Origin of the sequence: Flavobacterium chryseum (genome assembly GCF_004362015.1) — a bacterium.
Lineage (GTDB): Bacteria > Bacteroidota > Bacteroidia > Flavobacteriales > Flavobacteriaceae > Flavobacterium.
In genome coordinates this window covers 128,025-153,639 of record NZ_SNWW01000006.1, presented here as the reverse complement: position 1 = coordinate 153,639, position 25,615 = coordinate 128,025, and the positions used below count along the sequence as shown (strand labels likewise).

General features: G+C 33.6%; 28 protein-coding genes. 8 read left to right on the top strand and 20 right to left on the bottom strand.

The window, feature by feature from the left end; translation table 11 throughout:
* Nucleotides 1-2: 2 nt before the first annotated feature.
* Nucleotides 3-287 (top strand): hypothetical protein, encoded by a 285-nt coding sequence (locus EV143_RS13220; protein ID WP_133508411.1) that lies wholly within the window; start codon nt 3-5, stop codon nt 285-287.
* Nucleotides 288-549: 262 nt separating this feature from the next.
* Here the strand turns inward: EV143_RS13220 and EV143_RS21820 are convergent, their stop codons facing one another.
* The 13 genes from EV143_RS21820 to EV143_RS13170 form a co-directional block, all read right to left on the bottom strand.
* On the bottom strand, nt 550-747 hold the full coding sequence (locus tag EV143_RS21820) for a hypothetical protein (RefSeq protein WP_243739864.1): 198 nt from the start codon (nt 745-747) through the stop codon (nt 550-552).
* A complete protein-coding gene (locus tag EV143_RS13215; protein ID WP_243739863.1) occupies nt 696-1,361 on the bottom strand; it encodes a mechanosensitive ion channel family protein in 666 nt (221 codons plus the stop codon). The genes EV143_RS21820 and EV143_RS13215 overlap by 52 nt, the downstream gene beginning before the upstream one ends.
* A gap of 248 nt (nt 1,362-1,609) precedes the next feature.
* Nucleotides 1,610-2,275: an SRPBCC family protein gene (locus tag EV143_RS13210; RefSeq protein WP_133508410.1), complete on the bottom strand. Its 666-nt coding sequence runs from the start codon at nt 2,273-2,275 to the stop codon at nt 1,610-1,612.
* A 242-nt stretch (nt 2,276-2,517) separates the two neighbouring features.
* Nucleotides 2,518-2,832, bottom strand: coding sequence for a hypothetical protein (locus tag EV143_RS13205; RefSeq protein WP_133508409.1), 315 nt, complete (start codon nt 2,830-2,832; stop codon nt 2,518-2,520).
* Between the two features lie 18 nt (nt 2,833-2,850).
* Complete coding sequence (locus EV143_RS21490) at nt 2,851-2,988, bottom strand: hypothetical protein (RefSeq protein ID WP_166638155.1); 138 nt, start codon at nt 2,986-2,988, stop codon at nt 2,851-2,853.
* Between the two features lie 231 nt (nt 2,989-3,219).
* Entirely contained in the window at nt 3,220-6,474 is a 3,255-nt protein-coding gene (locus EV143_RS13200) for a CheR family methyltransferase (protein WP_133508408.1), read from the bottom strand.
* 548 nt (nt 6,475-7,022) lie between these two features.
* On the bottom strand, nt 7,023-8,522 hold the full coding sequence (locus tag EV143_RS13195; RefSeq protein WP_243739862.1) for a hypothetical protein: 1,500 nt from the start codon (nt 8,520-8,522) through the stop codon (nt 7,023-7,025).
* A gap of 56 nt (nt 8,523-8,578) precedes the next feature.
* The gene (locus EV143_RS13190) at nt 8,579-10,375 is read right to left on the bottom strand and encodes a T9SS type A sorting domain-containing protein (RefSeq protein ID WP_133508407.1); all 1,797 of its coding nucleotides are present in this window, start codon (nt 10,373-10,375) and stop codon (nt 8,579-8,581) included.
* 673 nt (nt 10,376-11,048) lie between these two features.
* Nucleotides 11,049-11,207 carry a hypothetical protein gene (locus EV143_RS21485; RefSeq protein ID WP_166638154.1) on the bottom strand — a complete coding sequence of 53 codons (159 nt, stop codon included), beginning with the start codon at nt 11,205-11,207 and terminating at the stop codon, nt 11,049-11,051.
* Nucleotides 11,208-11,527: 320 nt separating this feature from the next.
* Nucleotides 11,528-12,019: a peptide-methionine (S)-S-oxide reductase MsrA gene (gene msrA / locus EV143_RS13185; protein ID WP_133508406.1), complete on the bottom strand. Its 492-nt coding sequence runs from the start codon at nt 12,017-12,019 to the stop codon at nt 11,528-11,530.
* Between the two features lie 465 nt (nt 12,020-12,484).
* Nucleotides 12,485-12,670: a hypothetical protein gene (locus tag EV143_RS13180; RefSeq protein ID WP_133508405.1), complete on the bottom strand. Its 186-nt coding sequence runs from the start codon at nt 12,668-12,670 to the stop codon at nt 12,485-12,487.
* Between the two features lie 243 nt (nt 12,671-12,913).
* Nucleotides 12,914-13,414, bottom strand: coding sequence for an SRPBCC family protein (locus tag EV143_RS13175; RefSeq protein ID WP_133508404.1), 501 nt, complete (start codon nt 13,412-13,414; stop codon nt 12,914-12,916).
* On the bottom strand, nt 13,411-13,731 hold the full coding sequence (locus EV143_RS13170) for an ArsR/SmtB family transcription factor (RefSeq protein WP_133508403.1): 321 nt from the start codon (nt 13,729-13,731) through the stop codon (nt 13,411-13,413). The genes EV143_RS13175 and EV143_RS13170 overlap by 4 nt, the downstream gene beginning before the upstream one ends.
* Nucleotides 13,732-13,900: 169 nt before the next feature.
* Between EV143_RS13170 and EV143_RS13165 the strand changes: the two genes are divergently transcribed.
* The 3 genes from EV143_RS13165 to EV143_RS13155 all read left to right on the top strand — a co-directional run bounded on the left by EV143_RS13165 (nt 13,901) and on the right by EV143_RS13155 (nt 16,590).
* The gene (locus EV143_RS13165) at nt 13,901-14,473 is read left to right on the top strand and encodes a Crp/Fnr family transcriptional regulator (RefSeq protein WP_133508402.1); all 573 of its coding nucleotides are present in this window, start codon (nt 13,901-13,903) and stop codon (nt 14,471-14,473) included.
* Nucleotides 14,474-14,558: 85 nt separating this feature from the next.
* A complete protein-coding gene (locus tag EV143_RS13160; protein ID WP_133508401.1) occupies nt 14,559-15,281 on the top strand; it encodes an SDR family oxidoreductase in 723 nt (240 codons plus the stop codon).
* A gap of 277 nt (nt 15,282-15,558) precedes the next feature.
* Nucleotides 15,559-16,590, top strand: a complete 1,032-nt coding sequence (locus EV143_RS13155) for a rod shape-determining protein (RefSeq protein ID WP_133508400.1) — start codon at nt 15,559-15,561, stop codon at nt 16,588-16,590.
* Between the two features lie 24 nt (nt 16,591-16,614).
* Here the strand turns inward: EV143_RS13155 and EV143_RS13150 are convergent, their stop codons facing one another.
* From EV143_RS13150 to EV143_RS13120, 7 genes are all read right to left on the bottom strand, one after another.
* Nucleotides 16,615-17,121 (bottom strand): 4'-phosphopantetheinyl transferase family protein, encoded by a 507-nt coding sequence (locus EV143_RS13150; protein WP_133508399.1) that lies wholly within the window; start codon nt 17,119-17,121, stop codon nt 16,615-16,617.
* The gene (locus EV143_RS13145; protein ID WP_133508398.1) at nt 17,118-17,372 is read right to left on the bottom strand and encodes an acyl carrier protein; all 255 of its coding nucleotides are present in this window, start codon (nt 17,370-17,372) and stop codon (nt 17,118-17,120) included. Before EV143_RS13145 ends, EV143_RS13150 begins: the two co-directional genes overlap by 4 nt.
* A 5-nt stretch (nt 17,373-17,377) precedes the next feature.
* Nucleotides 17,378-18,652 (bottom strand): beta-ketoacyl-[acyl-carrier-protein] synthase family protein, encoded by a 1,275-nt coding sequence (locus EV143_RS13140; protein WP_133508397.1) that lies wholly within the window; start codon nt 18,650-18,652, stop codon nt 17,378-17,380.
* Entirely contained in the window at nt 18,649-19,086 is a 438-nt protein-coding gene (locus EV143_RS13135; RefSeq protein ID WP_133508396.1) for a 3-hydroxyacyl-ACP dehydratase FabZ family protein, read from the bottom strand. The genes EV143_RS13140 and EV143_RS13135 overlap by 4 nt, the downstream gene beginning before the upstream one ends.
* Nucleotides 19,087-19,291: 205 nt before the next feature.
* The gene (locus tag EV143_RS13130; RefSeq protein ID WP_133508395.1) at nt 19,292-20,344 is read right to left on the bottom strand and encodes a type III polyketide synthase; all 1,053 of its coding nucleotides are present in this window, start codon (nt 20,342-20,344) and stop codon (nt 19,292-19,294) included.
* Nucleotides 20,341-21,054 (bottom strand): methyltransferase domain-containing protein, encoded by a 714-nt coding sequence (locus EV143_RS13125; RefSeq protein ID WP_133508394.1) that lies wholly within the window; start codon nt 21,052-21,054, stop codon nt 20,341-20,343. Before EV143_RS13125 ends, EV143_RS13130 begins: the two co-directional genes overlap by 4 nt.
* Nucleotides 21,055-22,182 carry an NAD(P)/FAD-dependent oxidoreductase gene (locus EV143_RS13120; protein ID WP_133508393.1) on the bottom strand — a complete coding sequence of 376 codons (1,128 nt, stop codon included), beginning with the start codon at nt 22,180-22,182 and terminating at the stop codon, nt 21,055-21,057. It abuts the gene before it with no gap.
* A gap of 226 nt (nt 22,183-22,408) precedes the next feature.
* Between EV143_RS13120 and EV143_RS13115 the strand changes: the two genes are divergently transcribed.
* The 4 genes from EV143_RS13115 to EV143_RS13100 all read left to right on the top strand — a co-directional run bounded on the left by EV143_RS13115 (nt 22,409) and on the right by EV143_RS13100 (nt 25,491).
* On the top strand, nt 22,409-23,119 hold the full coding sequence (locus EV143_RS13115; RefSeq protein WP_243739861.1) for a hypothetical protein: 711 nt from the start codon (nt 22,409-22,411) through the stop codon (nt 23,117-23,119).
* A gap of 105 nt (nt 23,120-23,224) precedes the next feature.
* A complete protein-coding gene (locus EV143_RS13110; protein ID WP_133508392.1) occupies nt 23,225-23,677 on the top strand; it encodes a hypothetical protein in 453 nt (150 codons plus the stop codon).
* 207 nt (nt 23,678-23,884) lie between these two features.
* On the top strand, nt 23,885-24,472 hold the full coding sequence (locus EV143_RS13105) for an RNA polymerase sigma-70 factor (RefSeq protein ID WP_133508391.1): 588 nt from the start codon (nt 23,885-23,887) through the stop codon (nt 24,470-24,472).
* 89 nt (nt 24,473-24,561) lie between these two features.
* Nucleotides 24,562-25,491 carry a FecR family protein gene (locus EV143_RS13100; protein ID WP_133508390.1) on the top strand — a complete coding sequence of 310 codons (930 nt, stop codon included), beginning with the start codon at nt 24,562-24,564 and terminating at the stop codon, nt 25,489-25,491.
* Nucleotides 25,492-25,615: the final 124 nt, after the last annotated feature.

Here is a 25,615-nt window from a genome sequence, read left to right as displayed (position 1 = left end):
TTATGAAAACGCTAATTAAAACCACCATGTTAGTTGCTTTATTTGCAACAGTAGTTTCATGTAAAAAGAATGAAAACGTTACAGAAGATCCTTACATGAATAGTACAGATTCAACTGAAACCACTATCGATAGTGTTGGGCCAAACTCAGACTCAACAAATACTAGTACAAACGGAACAACCGGAGCCACTGGCGAAGGTTCTACAGGTTCTGGATCTGCGGGAACGGTACAAAAAGGGAATACCAACGTAAGCACAGATTCGACCTCTACACAAAAAGGCAGATAAGATGCTGCCCTGTTGATTATTTAATGTTTTAAACCTGTGGCAGTTGCTGGCTGCAGGTTTATTTTTTTTAATTAAAAATTAAAAATTAAAAAATCCATTAATCATTTATAATTAACCATTAACCATTAACTATTTTTTCCGGTTTCATTTGGTCTGTCGGTTTGTATTTGTTGTGCTGAAACTGCGTAGGAAAAGCAAAATAAACCCAGCATTATAATTTGTTCAAATTTTTTCATGTTACTATTTGTAGTTTTTCAGATCTTTATTTAATGATAAAGCCATTTGCATTAAGTACTTCTGCAACTTCAATTACCACTTCAGAACGGTGTTTACCATCAGTCACCTTTAAATCTGTTTTTACCCAGTATCTTACATTAATCTGCACCGTATTTCCTGTAATACCCGAAACTACAGCAGAATTTGAATATCCCTGATCTTCAATATCATTATCAGCTTCCATGACATCGCGGTTATAAGAGCAAGTGCTTTTTTATAATCTGAACCATATTCAAGACCAATGGTAAAATCCTGTAAAAGAAATCCGCCACTATTAAAATTGACTAATGTGTTTTTTATCAAAAGTGCATTCGGAATGTAGATGTTTTTACTGTCACTTTTTATTTGTGTATCACGAAGATTGAGCGCAACGACTTTTCCTTTTACGCCATTGCTTTCAATAATATCGCCAACAGAAAATGGCCTTTTGAAAGCAAGCAGAATACCGGCTAGGAAATTCTCTCCAATATCTTTTAAGGCAAATCCAATAATAAATGCAGAGATTCCGGCTCCGGCCAAAATACTTTGTGCAACTCCGGTTAAGCCTATAACACGAAACATAAAAAGAAATCCTATAACGATCAGGATTGCCTTAATAAGATTGGCAATAAAAGTAGCTAATAAAGGATCGTGCATTTTGCGTTTTAATCTTTGGTCTGCAAATCCGCGTGCACGCGACGCAATAAACCAGGATATAAGAACGACCACAACGGCAAGCAATAATTTTGGAGTTATATCGACAATAGTTTGATAATATCCTTCTACATGTTGCGCAATGTCGTGTAAAAATTCTTCCATAAAATCGTATACTTAAGTTTTAAGATTTGGCAACAAATGATGATAAATAACAGTTGTCGCTGCTTATTCAAAAATAATTTATAGATTTTATACGCCGTTTATAAGTTAAAGCGATTAATTTATATAATTTATTGGTGTCAGTATTTGATAGTTTTTATTACGAAAATCTTGTTGATTCTCATTAAAAAATAAAATGCCTGTAGATTATTTTCTACAGGCATTTACAATTTATTTAAAATTGAAACTTATTACGATTCAAGATATTCTTTTAGAGTAGCAACATCATTTTTTACTAGTTTTTCAAAATACGGATTTAGAAGTTTTGCAGCACTTTCTCCCGCAATTCCTAGTGGCGCATGATAAGAGATTGTGATATCAAGTTCTGTAGAACTACCATGCGATTTAAAAATCACTTTTCCGGCATTTCTGATTGTTGAACCTTCAAGAGAATTCCAGCTCAAAAGTCTGTCTTTTCTGTCTTTTACAATTCTTGCTTTCCATGAAATAGATCCAATTCCGGCAGGACCTTTTGCTGTCCATTGAGATGTTGTTGCATCAATTGTTTTAATGTTATCCAAATGACTCATGAATTTTGGTAAATTTTCAAGATTACGCCAAAAATCATATACTTCTCCAACAGGCTTATTGATAACCGTATTAAATCTGATGTTAATGTTCGAAGCTTTGTCATTCATCAAATGCCCAGCCGCATCATAAATAGGACAATATCCTGAAATTCCTCTTAACAGCATTGCGCCACCGGCCCCTGCTTTGGTAATGCTTTTGTTCTCTTTCGATAAAGCATTATATAAAAGATAAGCACCACTGGTTACCATTAATACTCTTTCTACTGTAGATACATTAGTTTTTATTGATTTTAAAGCACCTTGTGCTGATGTTGTGAGAGTTCCCATAATTATTTTATTTTAGTTTTTAAAGTCGAGTAATTTGTACATTATTGTAAGTAATTAAAATTAAGAAGCTTAGAACGTTTTTGCTTTACACCTTTTTTTATTTTCATTACAGAATTATTGGGTGTCGTTTTTCATTAGTTCATTTAATTTTAAGGCATTAAAGGCAGCCTAGCCGTGTTCATCATTGTCAAAATAGAAATAAAAAAACCGTCTGAATTTCAGACGGTTTCAATCAACTAATTTTAAAGGCTTTTATTGATGTCACTTTCCGTGTAATCATTATCTGAATCTAGTTCAGAATCGTCATCGTCATCGTCTAAGGCATTTAAATCATCATCATCATCAGAGTCATCTTCTTCCTGATCAGTGGCGTCCAAATCATCTTTATTTTCGTAATCACCTTGATTATTAAAGTTCTGATTATTATTTTGTCCTTCATTATAGTTTTCTGAATTGTCTAATGAAGCTAAATCATAACTTTCCTTTTCAAATCTAGTTTCGCTTTCCTGAATATACAGTTCATCCTGACCGTAGTTTTCTTTTTCGGCTAAATTCATAGTCTAAATTTTTAAGGATTATTTTTTACTGCCTGCTGCACCTTTTTTTGTATCTGCAGCTTTATCACTGCTTTTTGATGCAGTTTCTTTTGTATCAGTTTTTTTATCTGATGCCTTAGCACTATCTGTGCTTTTTTTGGTGTTTGAAGTACTCATAATAGTTTAGTTAAAAGATTAATATAATAGTAAATGTATTGTTGTAATACATACCATTTTTATACTAAAATATTCTGTAGTTGTATAATTACCAGTTATTTAAAGCAATGATGAGTTTGTCATATATATTGAATGCTGAAATGCGAATAGGATTTAAAATATCTTACTAGCACATAAAAAAACCTGTAATAAATTAAGATTACAGGTTTATCATTTTTATTTAAATTGAAATTACGAAGGAAGATATATAAATACCGTTGTACCTTTTCCGGGTTCACTAGAAACTTTAATCATTCCTCTGTGGTTAGAAACAATTCTTTGAACCAAAGTCAATCCAAGTCCGCTTCCGTACTGTTGATTATTACTATGAAGTTTATAAAATGGATTAAAAATTAAAGATTCAAAATCTTTGTTAATACCAATTCCGTTATCGCTTACAAAAAGTTTTACATACTCCGTTTCGGGATTTGCTTCTAATGCAATAAGTTCTTCATCAGATGGATTTGTTATTCCAATTTTTATTTCAGGAACAGTATCTTCCTTAGCATATTTTATCGAATTGGATATCAAATTGGTGAAAAGCTGCTGTATCTGATCCGGTATAATATTCAATGACGGAAGTGGATCAGCTATAATATTTGCTTTATGTTGGCTAATAATTCCCTTTAAATCACCGGTTGTTTTTTTAAGAAGCAAATTTAAATCCGTTATTTTAAATTGCTTTTCAGCGAAATTTATTTTAGAATAATTAACAAGGTCTTCAATCAATTGATTCAAATTTTCTGTTGAGCTTAAAAGTCGTTTTACATTGTGCATTCCTGATTCTGTTAAATTCTTTTCGCTGTCTAAAATCTTTTTCCCAAACATAGAAATTTTTCGGATCGGGTCCAGAAGATTACTGCTTGCCTCAGCAGTAAATGATTGCAATTGCCGGCTAAAACCTCGCATTTCCAAAGTTTTAATTTTCAAAGATTCACTGCTTTGTTCCAAATCTGTAACATCTTCAATAGCAATAAGAATCATGCCTTCGGGTATCGAATTGACAATTGGAGCCGCATTTATAATCATAATTTTTTTGCCGCCGGTTTCAAAGTTAAATTGCAATTTTAAGTTCTCGACAGTTTCATTTTGTCCTATTTTTTTAAGGACACTGTCTTTAAATTCCGGGAAATTCCAATCATTATTTCCAATCTCAAAAATCGACAAGCCTTCCGTTTGTTCTTCCGTTGTTTTAAAATATTTATAAAATGACGGATTGGCGCTTTTCACTCTATAATTTTTATCGATAATCATAATGGGTTCCCGTATGGTTTTGATAACCGATTCGTAAAAATTCCGCATGGATGATAATTCATCCCGCCGATCCCGAAGCTCATCATTCAAACACGATAATTCTTCATTATTAGAATGAAGTTCTTCTGCAGAAACGACAAGCAGATCGTTTGCATTTTGCAGGTCTTCGGCACTGTTTAATAATTCTTCATTGGTAGTCTGCAGTTCTTCAAAATAAATTTGCTGATCTTCTGATACTCTTTTATAATCACCGGTCAGTTGTGCTAATTCTTTTTCGAGTTCCTGTATGCGGGTTTGACCTGTAGCATCTGATGGTACTGCTTTTACAGGTTTGTTCGTTTTTTTGTCGAAAACAATTAATAATAATTCAGGATGTGCGGAAAGATAGATAACTTCAAAAGAGGTTAAAAAAGACTGATTTTTAACAGCAACAAAATCCCCTGTGATGTTTTTCTTCTCATTTCGTGCTTTTAAAATGGCATATTTCAGATCAAAATCTACTTCGTCCCGAATCATATTCAAAATCTTAAAATTTGGCTTTCCTGAAGGAGGTTGCAAATAGGGACTTGTATCGCCATGAAAATGTACAATTTCCAATTCTTCATTTATGATTACTGCTGCGGGCGAATATTGCTGCAAAAGAATGTCTGAAGCAATTTTTCTAAAATCTTTTTCTGTACTAATAACCGGAGCAGCATTTCTTATTTTACTGACCGATTTATTAAAGAGATCTAGCAATCCTTTTGGTTTGTAATAATCCTGGGGAGTTTTGCGAGCGTATATTTTTTCTTGTTTTTCTACTATAGTAAATAAATTTTGGACATTATTTGCCGATTCAGATTTTCCAAGAAATAAAGTCCCATTTTCTTTAAGCGCATAATGAAATGCGGCCAATACATGATTTTGCAAATGGGTATGAAAATAGATTAAAACATTTCGGCAGGAAACAAAGTCAATCTTAGAAAAAGGGGCATCTTTTGTTAAATCATGAACCGCAAAAACACACATGTCGCGTATTGTTTTATTGACATGATAACTGTTGTCTTTTTTAGTAAAATATTTTTTGAGTCTCTCATCGCTAATGTGCTTAACATCTTGTGGCGTATACACACCAGAACGCGCTTTGGTTATGCAATGATCAGACAAATCGGATGCTAAAATCTGGACTTTTACATCAGTATTATTAGTTTGTTGTAAATATTCATGAAGGCATATTGCAAGCGAATAGGGCTCTTCACCAGTTGAGCATCCCGCAGACCAAATCCTTAAATTTTTGTTAGTCAGATTTTTTATTAGAGAAGGAAATACCGTATTATACAAATTATCAAAAAACTGCTCATCCCTAAAAAAGAATGTTACCGGAATAAGTATATCGTGAAATAATAAATCTTGTTCTTTGGTATTTTCTTTCAGTAAATTCAAATACCTTTCAGTAGTTTCCTGTCTGGTAATGACCATTCTTTTGGCAATACGTCTTCTTAAAGTCTGATCTTTATAATTGTGAAAATTAGTTCCGGATCTCAACACTATAACATCTATAATTTTATTAAAGAATTCATCTTCATCCGGTGCAATTTCTTCTTCAACATAAGCGTGGTTGATCAGATAACTTTTATGAATCTGTAATAATTTAGGAACTATGTCTGTTGGGGGAGCAAAATAATCGATAAATTCAGAAGTTACTTCATTTTGTAATAGTCCTTTTTTAGAAATAGAAGCAATAGAAGAACCTCCCAATTCTTTTATTTTTTTAAGTCCGGCAGAACCGTCTAAAGGTGTTCCGGCCAGTATTAATCCAGTTGCGTAACTCATGTAGGTTTGAGCGAGGGCATCAAAAAAGATATCCAGGCAATAATGAACTTTGCTGCTTCTGGTGTGTAGTTTTAGTTTTAAAATTCCGTTGTCTAATACCAGGAAATTATTTTCGGGTACAACATAAACATGATTGGGTTTTAGATTTACCTGATTAACAATTTCAGTAACAGGAACTTTGCTGTGTGAGGCAAGCAATTCTGCAAGATTTTCAGACTGTGGCTGCGATAAATTTTCGATAATAATATAAGCTATACCGGAATCTTCCGGCAGCTCAGAAAGTATTTTTTTTAATAGATCAATTTCTGAGGCGGCTGTACCGATACCAACAACAGGAAATTGCTGGCCAACTATTACGGTATTTTTAATTACTGTCTCCATGGCTTTTAAGGTTTAATAGGCAATGCAATATTTTAAAATTGTTTTGTACGAATGGCTCTTAGTTAACTTTGCAAATTGTAATAGAACAAAAGCATCTTAATTATAAATCAAGATGTTGATTAACCTGAATGTGAAATTTATTTTTGCCGATCTAATTTCATGTTTCTCAAATGCTTAAGTGAAACAAACAGAATACTGAAAAGTGGTCATTAAGTAAAAAACGAGTTAGTTTTCACCAAAATGGATAATCATATTGTCAAGTGTCTGATGCGGATATAGAAAAAACAATCTTCAACAGCACTGAATAAGAATTTTATAATGATCGCTGATGTAGCTGTTTAAATAGGAGAAACTGGCATAAATTCATCATTTTGATTAATTTAATTCGTTGGTTTGAAAAATAAATTATTAGGTTAGTTTTTATTTATATAATTTCCATTTAAAGTTTCATAATTTTTAGGTGAACATATATCTCATGAAAAAACCTGCTCATATTAAGAAACAGGTTTTTGCAATTTATTAAATTGATAATCAGGTGTGAAATAATATTATTTAATAGTAAAGGTCATATTAGGAACAACAATAGCACCGTTACTTCCGGTATAACGTTGAGCATAGACTTCGACATAATCATTTGTTGCTAATTCTACGGTAGCATTTAATGGAAGTACTACGATGTCATTAACAGCTGTTCCTCTTCCATAAATTTTGTATTGACTCAAAACAGTACCATTTTTAGCTATATAAATGATATAAGTTCCGGCTCCCGGAACCTGAAAAGAGATAGAACCCGCAATTTGAAAAATTCTTTTCTTTTTGCCTAGATATTTTAATCTGTTAGGAAAAGCACTATCTGTCGAAAATCTAAAAAGATTTGAAGATGTAGATATCGTGTTTACATCACCTACCTTTAGTATGTTACTTGGGTTTGAATTATTAAGAGCAACTCCAACACCTGAACCTACAGCATAGTCCATAGAAAAATCTCCTACAGCATTAGCATCTCCTTCAGTAGGAATTCCTGCTGCTCGCACCGTCCAGCTATTATTAAAATTATATCCTGTATAAGTTCCCGTAGTATAAGGTTTAACAAATCCGGCAGTAGTATTCCCTGTAAAAACTACAGATTCTAATACAGCATCACCAGTTATACTTAAACCTGAAGTTGACACGTCAACACCAATCGCAGTTCCGTTTACCTGGCTAAAGCCACCTTGTTTTTCGATCAAAGTAAATGTTCCGGTAAATTTTTCGAAAGTACCAAGATTATTGCCAAGCCATGCTTGATTGCTTAATAGCAATTGACCAATATTGTTATACGTTATACCATTTGTATTCGCTACAAAATTGACAATACTCATAAAAACTAATCCATAACCGGATATAGTACCAATACTTGTTGCGTTTGCAATAATGGTATCTCTCATTAAAAAGTTTGAAGTCGAAGCAGCAGCATTCAAATTAAAAACAGTCGCACCAGCCGCAGAAATAGTAATATTTCTTATGCTTCCTCCGGTAGTTCCGTCGAAAAGTATTCCTGATGATTTAACCAGAATGTCCTCATTAGCATCCATACCTTGTATGTAAGCATTATTTAAATCGATAGGGAAATTGAAAACAATCATACCGTTTATTTCATATAAAGTGGAACTATTAAGAACGTATTTTGATCCGCCGCCAGCAGCAAGCTCAGTTGCGAGAACAACTGAAAGGACATCAGTACTTTTTATACGCTTAAAATTCAAGCGTTGAGTAGTTCCATTATTTATTGGTGTCCAGGTCGAGGTAGTTGAAACATAGTGATAAAATGATTTCAGCGTTGTATCATAAACCATTAAGCCGTCAGCAGGAGTGGCTATTGCATTTCTTTGAGTCGTTGTCATTCTGGGAGGCAGCAATCCCTGAGTAGTAGAAGTAATATCAAGTACAGAACTTGTATTAGGCGTTACAGTTCCAATTCCGATTTGGGCATTTCCTAAAAAGGAAAGGAAGAAGAAGAAAAGCAAAAAAAGGCGATTATAATTTTTTGGAGTAATTTTATGTGTCATAATAGAGTGGTATTTAGTAGAAGTAGATTTTTTATAATTGAATTTTAACCCTTTGATTATAATTTTCCAGAAGCGGAAATAATAACTTTTTGAGTTATTTTGATATCATCAGCAGTTAAAAAAGTAGCAATGTAAATTCCGGTACTTAAAGCTGCTGTAGAAAAATTGTAATTTTGCTCTGAACCTAAATTATCCTTAACCAAAACTGTTTTTCCCAGTATATCGTAAAGAACAAAAGATTTTAAAGTAAGATTATCAGGATTTGTGGCTATTAAAAATTGGTTTAAATTATCCTGACGGATATAAAAACTATCGGTTTTAGTTTCTTCGTTTACACCTAAAGTTTTATTGGTGAATGTAATTTTAAAACGATCTGTGTACGTTCCGGGCGCAATAGTAACTTGATAAGTTCCGTTTTTTACATCATGATAAGAAGCATCAAGATTATCATACAAATAAATGTTTTGTGCCGGATCGAAGTTTATAACTTCCGGAATATAAAATTTAAGTGTAGTGCTTATTGTTGCTCTAACCGCTAAAGGAATTCTCTTTGATTGTTCGAAGTTAATGCCCTGTATAACATAATTTTTGTTGTCTAACCAAAAAGAAGCATCACTGGGAAGGCTTGAATCCATATTTAAAGCATCAATTCCAACATCTACACCATCAGTTGCTTCCGGCAAAAATGCCAATGCAAGCTGCCTTGTAAATTGATTGTTGATAATGGTGTTTAATTTGAAATGTGGAATTTCTGTAACTTCATCTTCTGTACTTTTATCACTTTTAGTATTTGAAGATTTTGCAAATTGAGACAAACCGGCACCTTCAAAATAAAACATGCGATGCGAATTTTTAAATGTAACGGTACCGTTTGCTACACCATTAATTATAAAACCCTGACCTATAGGTAAATATTTTCGTTCGACAGCCACTCCAGATGTAGTTCCGACAGTATTTAAAGAACCATCACTTTTATAAGAATTGAAAGTGGCCGGAACATAAATACCAGTTGATCCTAAACTTCCCGGCGAATAAGAGGCGTAACCGCCTTTATAAGCAGACAGGTAATGAGAATTTACTGCTTTGTCCTGTTCCCAAAAATAAGCGATACCGGTGCAGGCATTATTTGTTCCGTCCAAAAGAAATGCATTTAAATGCAATGCCGAAGGATACGGATTTCCTGTTAAGGTTGCAGCGTTATTAGCGCCTACCGTAATGGCGATGTTACCATCATTGGGTTTACCTCTAAAATCATAACGTTGAGCACCGGTACCGGGATTATTTGTAACTCCTGTTCCTTCCGGATCAGTAGTATCAGAACCGCTTGTACCTTTCATGGTAAAACCTTCTCCGGCAGCAATAGTTGTTGCACTGGCTACTTGTACCCATTGCGAATAATTATTAGAATTGGTTAATTTATAAATCCAGTACGGAGCAATTGCCAGCGGATTTGCAGTTCCGTCATAATTTCCAATAGGAAGTATTGTTGCAGCAGTAGAAACAGTCGAACTAACGGGTTTATTTAATAAAGTAATTCCAAAACTAGTGTTACCTGTCGCAATAATCGGGTTGCCAACAGGAGAGCACCAGTAATTATAATCGAAGTTATCCGAAGTTCCTTCCTGATAAACAGATATAATTCCTGTTCCTGTATTGGCAGATGCTCCCGTAGTGCCCTGAACCAATTGAGAATTATTTCTCAAATATAAATTGGAATTTGTATCCAAATTGATATTTTGAGTTACGTACAACACTTGACTTTTTACATACACCGGTGTGTTAGAGCCAATGTATATTTGAGAGAAACTACGTATGGAAATCAAAATAAATAATAAAAATAGTTTTCTTTTCATAGTAGGTTATTGGGTTTGTCTAAATTAACATTCACTCTGATTTTTTTCTTCGGTATCAGGGATATATTGAGTTTTTTACAGGTAAAGTATATTCCTATAAAAATCGCAGTAACAAATAAAATCGAATCTATCTGATTTATGGGTGCTGCTACCGGAAGTGGGTCTGGAAGCCCTGGAGGGGGAGGACCTTGAGAAAAGTGTAAGAAAGGAATTAAAAAAATTAATAAGTAATATATTTTTTTCATAGTGGGGCTGTAAGAAATTATACTTGGTTGTGCGCAAATATAGAATAGGGTAAACTCGCATTTTACACAATTACAATCAGAAGTTACATAATTCCCATGTTTTGGCATTATTTGCCTGCTTTCGACAACGTAGAATTGTCATTTTTGAAGATAAGGATCAGACAAATAACAGGTTATTTCCTATTTTTGAGCTTTCCACTTTGTAATACTAGGAGTATAGTACAGCGTTTTTATTTAAGATTTCCGCTATAATTGTAAATTCAGAAAATAGTAACATCTTTAATGGAAAACCCGCCAAATACTAAAAAAGTACAAGGCGGGGTGTCCATAAACATAATCTTCCATTTTATGTTTACTTAAAAAAATTTCCGTATGAATTCGAAATAAATGCGATGCAGTAGTAATTAATTTTACTCGTTTTTACTGCCTTATTTTTTTTTATTAATGACGTACGCTCCAAATATAATTCCCGCTACCAATAAGATGTTGGTGAATTCATTTATAGGAACCGCGATGGGCTTTTGCACAGTTTCAGAGAAAGCTAAATAGGGAACCAATATAGTAAAAAATACAATTATCTTTTTCATCGCAATTTAAGCTTATTAATTAATATAAGATTTGAAAGTATAAAGTCAATAAAGTAACTTAAAGCTGATATTATATTAGTACTAAAAAGAATGTTTGTAAAGATTGTTTTACTTTTTAATTACCGATGTCTCAAAACTGATGTAAAAAAAAGTCTTGTATTTACATAATTATCGAGGAAAGTTATATAATTCCCACCTCCTGAAATTTAGTATAATTAATAGAAAATAGGGTAGAAGGCTTTAAATTTCCCATAAAAAAATTGCGCAAAGTCTATTATAGACCATTGCGCAATTTTTATGCGGATATTTTAAGTGATTATTTAAAGAAAAGTACCAAATCTTTCAAAATGACACGTATAACCATTTGGATTTTTTACAAGATAATCCTGATGGTATTCTTCTGCAGGCCAGAATTTGGTATAAGGTTCTAATGTTGTCACAACTTTTCCAGGCCATCTTTTAGAATCATTTACAATTTCAATAACTTCTAAAGCATCTTCTTTTTCCTGTTCATCTTGTATAAATAGGGTAGATCTATAACTTGAACCCAAATCATTTCCCTGCTGATCTACAGTTGTTGGATCATGCACTCTAAAGAAATAATCCAGTAATTCTTTGTATGATGTTTCATTAGGATCATATATAATTTCTATTCCTTCTGCATGTCCGGGATGATTGTGATAAGTTGGATTTTCATTTTGTCCTCCAATATAGCCGACTTCAGTATTTTTTATGCCTGGTCGTACTCGGAACAAATCTTCCATTCCCCAAAAACAACCTCCGGCGATGTAGGCTTTTTTTAAATTTTCCATATTGTAATTTGATTTTTGAAGTAAATTCTAAAAGTTCCGTAAAGTTACTTAAAAATAAAGATTGTTTTTTATCGTGAGAATGCTTTTCAACATTCATTTTTAAACTTTTGTATTTCTCTTTATAATTAAATTAAAGATGAATGAATAAATCTAAATGAATATAAACTCGGAATTCAGAACGCTAAAAATTGTAGAGAGCAGTATAGATAAAATGAAATACAACCTTCATTTTTTTGCTAATTATAAGGCACAATTAATTTAGCCAATTATAAAGTAAGATTTACTATGAATTTAGCTTAAATCTGAGAAAAAATCAATTGAAAAACCATCAATCCCGTAAATTGAGATTAAATAGTATCAAAATTGAATGGAATTATATTGTAAAGATATTTTTTTTGGATTTTTAATTCGTGTAACAAGTTTCGTTGACGAATTAAAAATTAGAACAAAGAATATTCTGAGGAATTAAATTAATTCCTCTAATTCATAACTACCTTCACTAACAGTATTGTTATCCGGTTGATCATCCCAATCACCCCAATCTCCCACATAAGCTTTTCTATATGTAAACTCAGAATTCTCTTCTGTAGAAATAGCACTGTGAAGACATTTACCGTAATTTGGGCTGATTATGTTATTTACATTTTCCATTGCTATAAGATTTAGTTAGTAGACAGGGGCAAAATTACGTCATCTATGCTTCAATGACTTTACATTTAAAAATGTATTTGTTATGGAATTTACATGTAGTTGATTAATAATCAAAAATTTATAGGTGATTTTTATCGGACATAAAAAAACTCCATTAATAAAATGGAGTTGCTGTTTAGTATTTTTTAAAATTAAGATTTGCAACAGAAGATAGACAACCTTTTTATCGTTCCGGATTTAAAATTATTTTTTTGACAAAGTCGTCAATAATTCTTCTAAACTATTTATTGTCATTTTAAAGCCTTCTACAAATCCCATTTCAATCATTTTTTCCATACGTTCAAGTGATTCATTGGTGATAATCAGACTCAATTTTGTGATGTCATTTTCTTCACTAAAATTAAAATCCCAAACAGAACCGGGCAATTGAGGATTTTCATCTTTATCTGCAAAAGCATTATGCATTTTAAAATTACTTTTAGGAGTAATGGAAGTATATTCCTGAAGTGACCAATGCTCTTGTCCTTCGGGACTTACCATAGCATAAAATCTTTTTCCGCCAACTTTAAAATCCATATGCTTTGTTCTGGCTGTCCAGGGTTTTGGTGCAACCCATTGATCTAATATTTCTGCTTTGGTAAAAGCATCCCAAACTAATGGAAGTTCAGCGGCAAATTCTCTGGTTATGAATACCGTTTTTGCTGTTTTGTCAACGGTAAAATCAAATAATAAATTGTTGTTCATTTTGTATTTTTTTTAATGGTTGATAATACATCATCGAGTTGGTTAAAACGGATTTCCCAAATTTCTCTGAATTGGTTTAACCATTTATCAATCTCTTTCATTTTTTCAATTTCAAGAGAATAATAAATTTCCCTGCCCTGATGCTCTTGTTTTAATAATTCACATTCTGATAGTATTTTTAAATGTTTTGATACAGCTTGTCTGGTCGTGTTAAAATTCTCGGCAATAGCGTTTGGTGTCATTGCCTGTAATGAAATTAAGGCAATAATTGCTCTTCTTGTCGGATCTGCTATGGCTTGAAAAATATCTCTTCTCATTTGTTTATTTTAAAATGCGAAACTAATTGGTTGCAAATATATATGAAACCATTTGGTTTCGCAAATTTTTAGTTGGTTTTTTTGTTTTTGAAGATGATTTAATAGAAAATAGTATAATGTTAAGATCTTAATAACTTAATTTTGAATAAATTTCAGATACAATATTATTATGTTTGAACCACTTTTTAATTATTTAGAAAATCTTCAAAAAATAACTTCAGAAGATAAAAACAGCATTGCCCAAAACATTGAATATAGAACTGTCAGAGAAGGAGAAATTTTGTTTGAAGAAGGAAAAGCGGCAACAGAAATTTTCTTTGTTTGTAAAGGGGTATTAAAAATAGCCAGTATCACTGAAAAAGGAAATGAAGTAATCCATTTCTTTTTTAGTGAAAATCAGTTTTGTACGATTTTAAAAAGCTTTACGGAAAATACAATATCAAAAGATCGAATTGAGGCAGCTTGTGATGCAGAAGTAATTATTTTTCAGAAAAGTAAATTGCTTACACTTTATGATTCTTTACCTTATTTTGAAGATATGTTGGATAACATTTTCCAACAGGCTTTACTTAATAAAGTAGAATTACGTAATGCTTACCTTGGTGAAGATGCAACGGCACGTTATCAAAAATTTATGGTCAGACAATCTAACATTGCATCGAGAGTTTCACAAACTGATATTGCTTCTTATTTAGGCATCGCAAAACAGTCTTTGAGCAGGATAAAAAAAAATACACTCTAAATTTCTTTTTAACATTTGTTAAATCCTTTCGGTATTTGGCTATCTACTTTTGTTCCGTTAAATAATATTTTTAAAAGAAATAAAAATGGAAAATTTAAAAGGGAAAAAAGTAGTTATTATTGGAGGAAGTTCAGGTATTGGTTTAGCAACAGCAAAACTTGCAGCTTCGAAGGGAGCACAAATTATTATTATATCAAGTAAGCAACAACGTATTGATAATGCTTTGCAGGAAATAAAGTCTGAAAGCATTGGATATGCGATTGATGTAACAGATGGCCTACAAGTAAAAAAACTGTTTGAAAAAATTGGTTCTTTCGACCACTTAATTTTTACTGCTGGCGAAAATCTTATTCTTGCCAATGTGGAGGACACTTCATTAGAGGATGCGCGAAACTATTTTAATATCCGTTATTGGGGAGCTTTTGCTGCTGTAAAATATGCGACTCCATTTATTAACTCAAAAGGTTCTATTGTCTTAACGAGCGGTATTGCAAGCAACAGACCCAATAAAGGATGGGGATTAGGTGCCAGTATTTGTGCCGCTATGGAAGGTTTTACAAGAGCAATGGCTATGGAATTAGCACCAATAAGAGTGAATATCGTTTCTCCGGGAGTAGTAAAAACAGCATTATGGAATGGAATTTCAGAAAGTGATAGAGAGAATATGTACGCAAATATAGGGAGTAACCTGCCGGTAAAACGAGTTGGTGAAGCGGAAGATATTGCTAAAACATTTTTGTATTTGTTGGAACAAGAATACGGAACAGGACAAACATTAATTATTGATGGTGGAACATCATTAGTATAAATCCATGTATTCATAAAAGCCCCGACTGTTTTAATAGTCGGGACTTTTTTTTGTAAAAGTTACTATAAGTTTCTGTATTTGTAGTTAGGTTCTATAATTACTATTAGTTTTTCTGAAATAATCAAAACTAAAAAGAACCCACTTTAGGTTTCACGACAGCCGTAAAAATTTTCGAAAACAATAATGATGCAGAAGAAATTTACCCAATTTTATCCTAATTTTCATCCTGGTGTAGAATAAAACCGCAACGATACACGTTGTAAAATAAAACTATATTATGGGCTTATTTGATTTTATGATAGTGGAAATAGCTATGGATTTAGGGACAGCTAATACGTTAATAATTTATGACGGAAAAATTGTAGTAGATAGTCCTTCGATCGTAGCAAGAGATATTAAAAGTGGAAAAATTATCGCTGTAGGTCAAGAGGCTAATTTAATGCAGGGTAAAACACACGAGAACATCAAGACCATCCGTCCGCTTAAAGATGGGGTTATTGCAGATTTTGATGCTTCTGAAAAAATGATTAACTGGTTTATAAAAAACATACCTGAACTAAAGAAAAAAAACATTTTCACTCCTTCACTCCGAATGGTAGTATGCATTCCTAGTGGTATCACCGAGGTCGAAATGAGGGCTGTAAAGGAATCCTGCGAACGGGTAAACGGGAAAGAAGTATATTTAATTCACGAACCTATGGCTGCTGCTATCGGGATGGGATTAAATGTGATGGAACCTAAAGGAAATATCATCGTTGATATTGGAGGAGGTACTACAGAAATTGCAGTTATTGCCCTGGGGGGAATAATTTGTGACATGTCTATAAAAATTGCCGGAGATGTTTTTACTAATGATGTATCGTATTTTATAAGAACTCAGCACAATTTGTATATTGGAGAAGCGACAGCAGAAAGAATAAAAATTGATGTTGGTGCTGCCATGGAAGAACTAGAGTATCCTCCTGAAGATTTAACAGTTCGTGGAAGAGATTTGCTAACGGGTAAACCAAAAGAAGTTGTAGTAACTTTCAGGGAGATTGCAAGAGCTATGGATAAATCTATACAAAGAATTGAAGATGCTATTATGGTAACGCTCTCGATGACACCACCGGAACTGGCTGCTGATATTTATAATAGCGGATTGTATCTGGCAGGAGGAGGCGCTATGCTTAGAGGTCTTGATAAAAGAATTTCGCAGAAAACAGATTTACCGGTTTATATTGCAGAAGATCCTTTAAGAGCCGTAGTGAGAGGAACTGGCATTGTTTTAAGAGATATTTCTAAATATAAAAGTGTACTTATAAAATAAGATGGTATTAGAAAAGTGGTAAAGTTACAATGCGCTAATGGTTACCACTTTTTCAAACCGGCCATGATGACTTTTAGAAACATCCTGAATTCTGTTTGTTATTGAATTATCTAAATACGGAATACCATTTTCGTCTTTTAAGATAGATTTGTTTTCAATTTCTATAACCTGTTTAAGATCTTCTAAAATGCTTACAGCAATAGTATGAATGCGATCTTCAACGAGGATTGTTTGAGTATGATAGCTGTTTTCAGCACAAACCACTTTGCCTGTAACAAAACCACGATCTTGTGATGCGAGAGAACAAACCAGTTTTTGAGGAATATAGGCTCTTATTTTTGTTTGGCGATTATAGATTTTATACGCCGCTTCTTTCATACTCCAAAGTATCCAGACCATTATTTCAGGATCTGGTGCGTTTGAAATAAGCAATTGTTCATCAATCGTAAAAAGCTTTTCTGTAAAACCTTTGCGCTGCCAATTGCTTTCCTTTCGGGATTGCAGAATATCGATGACATCATTGCCAATCATTTTTGGGCCAGTTTGGTTTCGATAATCTCAACGGCAGTTTTAACATCGAGCATGCGTTCCATGTCTGTATTGTCAATCACGACATCAAAAGTTTCTTCGATATCAAGGATAATGTCAACAAGATTTGCTGAGTTTATACTAAGATCGTTAATGAAATCAGTATTCTCCGTAAGGTTATTATAAGCTTCTGTATTTGTTGTGTAAGGCTTAATAATTACTTTTAGTTTTTCGATAAGTTCTTCTTTATTCATGGTTTTTATTTTTCAAATTTTTTAAAGATTATGCAGGCATTTACATCACCAAAACCAAAACTTGCCTTGGCAATTATGGTAGGATTAATGTCGATTGTTTTTAAAGGCACTTTTGACGGATCAATAAGTGCGGTAATTTCAGGATGAAGATCATCACAATTTATATTTCCAAATATAAAACCTTCGTGAAGTTGCAATACGGCAGCAATACTTTCAATACTTCCGGCAGCACTTAAGCAATGTCCGGTCATACTTTTTAAGGAATTGATGTAGGGAAAATTATTTCCTTTTCGATCTAATGCTTTTGTCCAGTTTTCAATTTCGAGACTATCTTTTGTGGTTGCTGTAAGATGTCCGTTTATGGCATCAATATCATTAGCAGAAATGCCTGAATTTTGAATCGCATTTGTAATGCATCGTTGTACCGCCGTGCTGTTAGGAGCCGTCATGCTTCCGTTTCCGCGTTGTCCCCCAGAGTTTACGTTGCCGCCTAATATTTCTGCATAGATGGTTGCACCGCGTTCTAAGGCACTTTCTAAATCTTCGATAACCAATGCTCCGGCGCCGCTTCCGGGTACAAATCCTGCAGCCGTGGCACTCATAGGACGTGAACCTTCTTCGGGATTCTCATTATATTTTGAACTGCAAACGCGAAGCGCATCAAATCCGCCCCAAATGTAAGGGCCGCTGTCTCCGGTGCTTCCAGCCAATATGCGTTTTGCCTGTCCGGATTGTATGCGATCGTACGCCATTAAAATAGCTTCGGTTCCTGTTGCGCAGGCTGACGAATTTGTAGTTACCTGATTTCCGAGTCCTAATTTACCGCCAAGATAAGCGCTAATACCGCTATTCATAGTTTGCGCTACAACAGTACTGCCTAATCTTCGAACTTGCAATTCATCAATTTTATAAATGCTTTCGCGAAATTTATCGATTCCTGAAGTTCCGGAACCAAAAATTGTCCCGCTATCCCAATCAGGTTCGTTATTAATTTCTATTGGTAATCCGGCATTTTTCCAGGCTTCTATACCAGCGATAACGCCGTATAAAATACCCGTGCTGTTAAAACCTCGTAATTCTAGTTCTGTAAAATATTCTGCTTTAAGTTCTTCTGATATTTCAGGTTTACCCGCTATCTGACAAGAAAACTGCAATTCCTGCAGTTGTACATCGTGCCGAATTCCGGATATTCCGTTTTTGATGGCGTGAGTAAATTCGGCAATGCCAACTCCGTTTGGAGCCGCTACGCCTAATCCTGTTATTACAACTCGCTTACTCATAATTTATTCGTAATCATGCCGGCTAAAATCCCTTTACAAACTTCCTGTCCGGCTTCGTTTTTCATAATTACATCACACTTCAATTTTCCAAACCTAAAAAAAGATTTTTGAGATGTTACCGTAACTTTTTCGTTAGGATATACCGGCTTTAAAAACTGCATATCTGCTGAGGTAAAAGCAATTACGGTATCTTTATTAAAAGCATCACCCAATAAAAAAATACCAAGGCAAACCATGCCAATCTGTGCCATCGTTTCCGTCAGGATTACACCCGGAGTTACAGGATTACCCTTAAAATGACCTTTGTAAAAATCAAGATCTTCCTTAAAAGTATAAGTTCCCGTTACACTATTTTCATCTACATGTAATAGTTCATCTACAAACAGAAAAGGTTTGCTGTAAGGCAACTGTGCTAAAATATTTTTTGCAGTCATTTGTTTTTATTTAATAGGTTTGATGTGTAATTGAACGCGGATAAAACGGATTTACTTCGTAAAGACGCGGATTAAAACGGATTTTTTATTTTTCTCACTTTAAATATGCGCAAAATTTGAATACTTTAATTATTTAAAAATTCGTTTTTATCCGCGTCTTCGCTTAGCGAATCCGTAAAATCCGCGTTCAATTTCATATGCCAAATTACCATTGCAGCAAAACCCGTTGTGCCGAAAATCCGGGACCAAAACTAAGCATCAATCCTTTTTCTCCCGGTTTTGGATTATCATCCATAATTTGTTCTAAAACATACAATACCGTTGCGCTCGACATATTGCCGTATTGTTTAAGAACTTCTTTTGTAGCATCAATATTTTTTCCTAATCCGGAGAAAAGTGATTCAACCGTAGTAATAATTTTTTTTCCGCCGGGATGAAATATCATGTGATCGATAGCTGCTATTTCTAAATTGTTTTTTTGAAGAAATGGATGTATGATATCTCCAAAATGTGATGAAATGGTATCCGGAACTTCAATATCCAAAACCATTTGCAAACCGGAATTGGTTAGTTTAAAACCCATCATATGTTCAGCATCATAAAAATGATACATTTCTTCATCTACTATTTCAGGGCCATAATCGTCTTCATACGATGATAATAGACAACAAGCGGCTCCGTCGCCAAAAATTGCGGCACTTACGATATTCGGCATCGAAAAATCATCAAGCTGAAAAGTTGCCGTTGGAGATTCGACTGCTATGACAGCAGCACGTTTTCCGGGATTTGCTTTCAGGAAGTTTTTCGCGTATATAATACCAGATATGCCGGCAGCGCAGCCCATTTCGGTTACCGGAAGGCGCACAATGTCCTGCCTCAATTTCATTTTATTGATGAGGTAGGCATCTAATGACGGAATCATGATTCCGGTACAACTTACCGTAATAATATAATCCAGCGTTTGCGGATCCCAGTTGGCTTTTTCGAGCGCTTTTTGCAGCACTTGCTCGCCCAGAATAATTACTTCCCGACTATAAATTTCGTTTTTATCTTCAAAAGATGTTGCAGTAAAAACTTCAACCGGATCCATTATAGAATAACGTTTGTCTACGGCAGCACCTTCGAATATTTTTTTGACTTTTTTTATAAAACGCTCTTCTTGTCCTGCCAGCCATTCATCCAAAAACGGAAGTATGTCTGCAGTAGCACGCGAATATTGTGGTAGTTGCTTGGCAACAGTTATAATTTTTACACTCATGTTTTAGCAATTATCCACTGGTAGCGAAAAGCCCATTTCCAGTTTATGGAGTAGTTTTTTAAATTTAATTTTTGGGAGAATCCTTCTAATTCGTTTTTCCTGAATCCTCTTAGAATAGAGACTAATCCATCTTCACGCGACATTCTGCTCAAATTAAACGTAACGCAAATCAATTGAAAAAGGAGATACGCTAATTTACTGCGATGCAAATCGTTAATAACAACACCAATCTGTGCGTTGTTATTAAAGGTACTAATTATATTTAATATTTGCTCATTGGTAAAATGGTGCAGGGTTAGGGTGCATAAAACAATATCATATTGTATGGTTTTAAAATCTTCACTAAAAATATCCACGCATCTATACTCAATATTTGAATATTCCTTTGATAATGTTCTCGCGTAATTTATTGTAAAATCATTAGCATCGACACCAATGAATTTAAAATTCAGGTTGTTTTTTTGACCAAATTTTGCCAGCATCCGTAAGATATCACCGTTACCACAGCCTATATCTACAATTGTAATTGTTTTTCTTCTATCAGATTTTTTTAATAATTTTTTTATTCCGTTTAATGTCACTCTGTTTCCGCCAAGTAATTGATTAATAGAAGCAATTTGGTCAAGTGCAGCTCTTAATTCTTCTCCCTGAAGAGAAAAATCATCCATTATTTCAGTTTCCTGCGTTCTATATTTTGTATTTATTGCCATTTAATTGATTGCTATAGGTTTGCCATGCGTTTGTTTAATTATTGCGGGAAGTAATCCGGGAAACGATGCCACTATTGCAACAAGTATATTGGTAATGGTTTTATGAGTTAAGATTTGCGCCAGAATCCTGCCCATAAAAACTCTTTTTCCAAAATGTTTTTTCCATTCTTTCGTATAATTTTTTTCTAATAATTCGCGTGATATTTTTTCATCTGAATAATAATCCAGGATTAATTCTGATGCTATTTTTGCGCTGTGAATTGCCATCGCCATTCCGTTACCACAAAGCGGATGAATAAGACCTGCCGTATCGCCAATCATTAGTATATGATTTTCGACAGCTTGTTTTTTATCAAAAGAAATCTGGCTTATCGTTAATGGTTTATCAAAAAGAAGCGTACTATTTTCAAAAACGTTTTTAAGATGTTTGTTTTTGTAAAGTACATTTTGTTGATAATCCTCAATATTTTTATATTGCTTAAAAGTGGCGTAATCGGCCAGATAGCAAATGTTTATCATATTGTTTTCAACCTTAGAAACGCCGCAATAACCACCTTTAAAATTGTGCAGCGCAACAACGTCATTATCTAAAGTACCGGAATAATGCGCTTTTACCGCTAACCAGGGCGATTTTTTACTGATAAAATTCCGATCTAAAACCTGATCTACATTCGAGCGTTTGCCAAAAGCACCCAATACTATTTTAGCCTTTAAAATTTGATTTGAAGTTGTAACGGTAAATAAATCATCATCAAAAGAAACATCAGTAACTGTTTCTTTAATAATAGTACAGTTGTTTGCTACTGCCTTTTGGCATAAAAAATCATCAAGCGCATATCTGCTGATGCCAAATCCTCCTAATGGAAGTTTTGCTTTTGCAGCTTTTCCATTATGGGTTGTAAATTCAAATTTGGAAATGTTTGTTGGATGAAGTGCCGAAACATCAGCATCAAGCCATTGCAGATAGGGAAGAATCTCATTCGAAATATATTCACCGCAGACTTTATGTCTGGGATAGCCGGATTTTTCAAGCAGCGTTATTTTCAAATTATTCCGGGACAGATGAATCGCTGCAGCCAATCCGGCAAGTCCGCCGCCAATAATCAATACATCCGGATTTTTTTCCATATAACCAATTTAGGCATAAAATCTCACATAATGCAAAGGATAATTCTAAAAAAGGAATATTTTAACGTATTAAAATTAGTAAAGCAAAGCAGCGTAAGTAAAGCATCCCGTATTTTTTTTGATAAAAGTTAAAAGTAAAAAAACAACTATGAGTTGATTTTTATAGATTTGTAAAATCTATATCTCCCAAAAATGATTTGGGTAACAACTATAAAATCTAAAGACAATGAAATCTATTACTTCAATATTTTTATTTTTCATGTTTGTTTATTCAAATTCTTACTCACAATTGAGTTCAGATAAAATATTCGAAAGCTTTAAACAAGGAGAACGTACAAATTGTTCATCGATTGCTTTAATTAAAGCTTCTTTAAATATTTATGGATTAGACAACCTTTTTGTGACTGAAAAAATAAACGACAGTTTATACAAAATAACCTTAAAAAATAATGCCTCATTCCATCTGAAAAATGATGAAATAGAGAAAGCTAAATTTTCTGCAGGTTTTGTATTTATTAAAGACAATTGCGAGAGCGAAGAAATTACAGACTACGCAATACTGGCCTACGCCGTGATGGCAAAATACAAACAGATTATTGACAAGGATGCAACTTTTGAGAAAGCATTAGAAGATTTAGAAGATGGTGAAGTTTATACTCCAACAATTTATAAATATTTAGGATTCGAAAAAGGAAAGCAAGTACAAAAATTAAAACGACAATCCGGAAATGAATTTTGTGGAGTTGTTGCATGGTCAACAGCACATGCAGTTTTTGTTTGTGAAGAATTTATGGACTATTATGGCAACAAAAAAAGTATTTGGATAAAATACCCGGGCCGTTTTAGAATAATAAACTCACAAGAAGGAATAAAAAATAATTATAAAATTTCAGAGCTTCCCACTGATACCCTGACTTATGATGGCGCTATAGAATGATATATTGATAATTGTTAAAATTTTTCAAAAAAAAGAAATCAATAAAGTTGCAATTTAAGTTAATTTGTATATTTTTGTTCCATTAACAACCAATACATTAAGAATATGAAGAGCAAAATTATTTTACTAAGTATCCTTTTCTTCTTGACGACTGGCGCTATTTCAGCACAGGCAAAAAATGCTCCGAGAAGTATTATCAGTACAACAGCTCTAATCCGTAAATACCATGATCAAAAAGAATTAAGTGGTATGCAAAAAGGTGAGCTTTTGGAATTATACATCGAGCGTATTAAAGTTCTAGTGAAAACTCTCCCATACATTGCATTGGTTACAAAACCAGGTGTTACGATGGCAGATTTGGGTATTCCGGACGACTCTGAGCACAAAAAAGTGTTAGACAATCAAGCGATAGGTACATCAACGTTCTTAGATACTACGGTAGAATTTCAGCGTAAAATGATGCCTTATTCAGATAAGGGAAATCTAATTGCTGCAATTTTATTTTACGAAGGTACATTGAAATCATTACATGAGTTCAACGACCTGAACGAAATGTAATAGCATAAAACAAAATTTAAAACCTCCAAAGTCATTTGATTTTGGAGGTTTTTTTTATTTCTAAAATGTTCAATTGATAGATGTAATTCGCTTCTTGTACTTCTTTAAAAATTTATTTATTACCTGCACCATTAACTTAACATAAAGTTAAATTAACTTTTTAGGTATTTTTTCCCTGTTAGTTTTCATTTGCGATTAAAATTTATCATGGAAAACTATCTTTTGCCAATGTCTGACGATGAACTCCAGAAATTGATATTTCAGGGAAATAGCGATGCGTTTGCCGTTATTTTTAATCGTTATTGGAAAAAGCTATACAGCTATGCTTTTAAGATTTATAAAGAAGAAGCCATCTGTGAGGATATTGTTCAGGAAATTTTCATCAGCCTTTGGAAAAACTCAGGTAATACAGTGATACTTAATCTTGAAGCCTATCTTTTCAGGGCTGTTAAATATAGAATTGCAAATCAAATTAGAAACTTAAAATTTGATCAGCAGCATTTGGATGTCCTTGAAAGCATTCCTGCGCCTCACAACACAGTCAATGATATCGAATATATTGAATTTGAAAAAGGTATAATGGATGATATTAACCGACTCACTCCCAAATGTCGGGAAGTTTTTTTGTTAAGCCGTATCGATCAATTTACCAATGCTGAAATTGCAGACAGACTTAGCCTCTCCATTCATACTGTAGAAAAGCATATCAGCAACGCGCTAAAACAACTTCGTTTGAATCACCATTCTAACAATTTCCTTCTTTTTTACTGGGCCGCACTTTTTTATGTTAACTAAAATACCGCTATTTTAAGAAAACGTTAAGACTGGTATTTCGACTACTTGTTATGATCAAAAATGGTTACTTGTAGTTAAAAGCACTCATTTTGAAAAAAGAAACCTTTTTGCTTCTGGCAAAAAAATATGCACAAGGTACCTGCACACCTGAAGAAAAAACAGCCGTTGAGGCGTTTTTCGATAAGATGCAGAATCAATCAACATTTCACCTGAATCAGATATCTGATCAAAAAGGTGATGTTATTTTGGATAAAATATTTTTAGGAATTCATAGAAAGCCAAAAAAATATATACTGCGTAAAGCTTTAAAAATTGCAGCCATTTTAGTTGTAGCTTTTACTGTTGCCTTTACCGCTGCACAATTTGTATTCGCACCAAATGAAATAATACAGACTGCAGCCAAAGGAGAGAAAAAAGAAGTGCTGCTGGAAGACGGCAGTGTGGTGGTATTAAACTCCAACAGCAGTATTACTTATTTTGAAGATTTTGAAACTGCCCGAAACATTACTCTTAGTGGTGAAGCTTATTTTAAAGTATTCCACGATAAAAGCAGGCCTTTTACTGTACAAACCCATGATGTAAAAGTCAAAGTATTGGGAACTTCATTTGATATAAATTCTTATAAGCACATGCTTACCAAAGTAAGTGTTGTAACCGGAAAAGTAGAGGTTAGTTCTCCAACCGGAAAAAAAGTACACATCATCAAAAACCAGCAAGCCGATTTTGTTAATAACGCTGATTTCAGAATTTCTGCAGAAGACAGCAGGGAAAGAATTGCCTGGACGAGCAACATTATCATGCTTAAAAATACAACACTTTCTGAAACGGCCAAAATTATTGAAAACTGGTATAACGTTGATATTGAATTTGAAGATAAGGCACTTCAGGAATTAACCATTTCAGGAAAATTTAAAGATGAAAAGCTGGAAAATGTACTGGAAAGTATCGCTTTTTTGAAACAGTTAAAAATAGATTATATAACCAAAAAACATATCGTTATAAGAAGAAAGACATCATAAGAGCCCAATAATAAAGATAAACCCGCTTCCGGTGCAACGGAAACGGGCATTTAAAACAGACTATAAATTAAATTTACAGCCCAATAGTAATGAATACGAAACTACAATTTTTTTTCAATAAGTA

What these genes read in the sequence shown, in the direction of transcription:
- EV143_RS13155 (WP_133508400.1), top strand. Translation starts at nt 15,559, where the DNA reads ATGGGCTTATTTGATTTTATGATAGTGGAAATAGCTATGGATTTAGGG.
- EV143_RS21485 (WP_166638154.1), bottom strand. Translation starts at nt 11,207, where the DNA reads ATGAAAAAGATAATTGTATTTTTTACTATATTGGTTCCCTATTTAGCT.
- EV143_RS13135 (WP_133508396.1), bottom strand. Translation starts at nt 19,086, where the DNA reads ATGACTGCAAAAAATATTTTAGCACAGTTGCCTTACAGCAAACCTTTT.
- EV143_RS13200 (WP_133508408.1), bottom strand. Translation starts at nt 6,474, where the DNA reads ATGGAGACAGTAATTAAAAATACCGTAATAGTTGGCCAGCAATTTCCT.
- EV143_RS13130 (WP_133508395.1), bottom strand. Translation starts at nt 20,344, where the DNA reads ATGAGTGTAAAAATTATAACTGTTGCCAAGCAACTACCACAATATTCG.
- EV143_RS13170 (WP_133508403.1), bottom strand. Translation starts at nt 13,731, where the DNA reads ATGAGAAGAGATATTTTTCAAGCCATAGCAGATCCGACAAGAAGAGCA.
- EV143_RS13175 (WP_133508404.1), bottom strand. Translation starts at nt 13,414, where the DNA reads ATGAACAACAATTTATTATTTGATTTTACCGTTGACAAAACAGCAAAA.
- EV143_RS13140 (WP_133508397.1), bottom strand. Translation starts at nt 18,652, where the DNA reads ATGAGTAAGCGAGTTGTAATAACAGGATTAGGCGTAGCGGCTCCAAAC.
- EV143_RS21820 (WP_243739864.1), bottom strand. Translation starts at nt 747, where the DNA reads ATGGAAGCTGATAATGATATTGAAGATCAGGGATATTCAAATTCTGCT.
- EV143_RS13115 (WP_243739861.1), top strand. Translation starts at nt 22,409, where the DNA reads ATGAAATCTATTACTTCAATATTTTTATTTTTCATGTTTGTTTATTCA.
- EV143_RS13190 (WP_133508407.1), bottom strand. Translation starts at nt 10,375, where the DNA reads ATGAAAAGAAAACTATTTTTATTATTTATTTTGATTTCCATACGTAGT.
- EV143_RS13165 (WP_133508402.1), top strand. Translation starts at nt 13,901, where the DNA reads ATGTTTGAACCACTTTTTAATTATTTAGAAAATCTTCAAAAAATAACT.
- EV143_RS13210 (WP_133508410.1), bottom strand. Translation starts at nt 2,275, where the DNA reads ATGGGAACTCTCACAACATCAGCACAAGGTGCTTTAAAATCAATAAAA.
- EV143_RS13195 (WP_243739862.1), bottom strand. Translation starts at nt 8,522, where the DNA reads ATGACACATAAAATTACTCCAAAAAATTATAATCGCCTTTTTTTGCTT.
- EV143_RS13110 (WP_133508392.1), top strand. Translation starts at nt 23,225, where the DNA reads ATGAAGAGCAAAATTATTTTACTAAGTATCCTTTTCTTCTTGACGACT.
- EV143_RS13220 (WP_133508411.1), top strand. Translation starts at nt 3, where the DNA reads ATGAAAACGCTAATTAAAACCACCATGTTAGTTGCTTTATTTGCAACA.
- EV143_RS13150 (WP_133508399.1), bottom strand. Translation starts at nt 17,121, where the DNA reads ATGATTGGCAATGATGTCATCGATATTCTGCAATCCCGAAAGGAAAGC.
- EV143_RS13125 (WP_133508394.1), bottom strand. Translation starts at nt 21,054, where the DNA reads ATGGCAATAAATACAAAATATAGAACGCAGGAAACTGAAATAATGGAT.
- EV143_RS13145 (WP_133508398.1), bottom strand. Translation starts at nt 17,372, where the DNA reads ATGAATAAAGAAGAACTTATCGAAAAACTAAAAGTAATTATTAAGCCT.
- EV143_RS13160 (WP_133508401.1), top strand. Translation starts at nt 14,559, where the DNA reads ATGGAAAATTTAAAAGGGAAAAAAGTAGTTATTATTGGAGGAAGTTCA.
- EV143_RS13215 (WP_243739863.1), bottom strand. Translation starts at nt 1,361, where the DNA reads ATGGAAGAATTTTTACACGACATTGCGCAACATGTAGAAGGATATTAT.
- EV143_RS13180 (WP_133508405.1), bottom strand. Translation starts at nt 12,670, where the DNA reads ATGGAAAATGTAAATAACATAATCAGCCCAAATTACGGTAAATGTCTT.
- EV143_RS13120 (WP_133508393.1), bottom strand. Translation starts at nt 22,182, where the DNA reads ATGGAAAAAAATCCGGATGTATTGATTATTGGCGGCGGACTTGCCGGA.
- EV143_RS21490 (WP_166638155.1), bottom strand. Translation starts at nt 2,988, where the DNA reads ATGAGTACTTCAAACACCAAAAAAAGCACAGATAGTGCTAAGGCATCA.
- msrA (WP_133508406.1), bottom strand. Translation starts at nt 12,019, where the DNA reads ATGGAAAATTTAAAAAAAGCCTACATCGCCGGAGGTTGTTTTTGGGGA.
- EV143_RS13205 (WP_133508409.1), bottom strand. Translation starts at nt 2,832, where the DNA reads ATGAATTTAGCCGAAAAAGAAAACTACGGTCAGGATGAACTGTATATT.
- EV143_RS13105 (WP_133508391.1), top strand. Translation starts at nt 23,885, where the DNA reads ATGGAAAACTATCTTTTGCCAATGTCTGACGATGAACTCCAGAAATTG.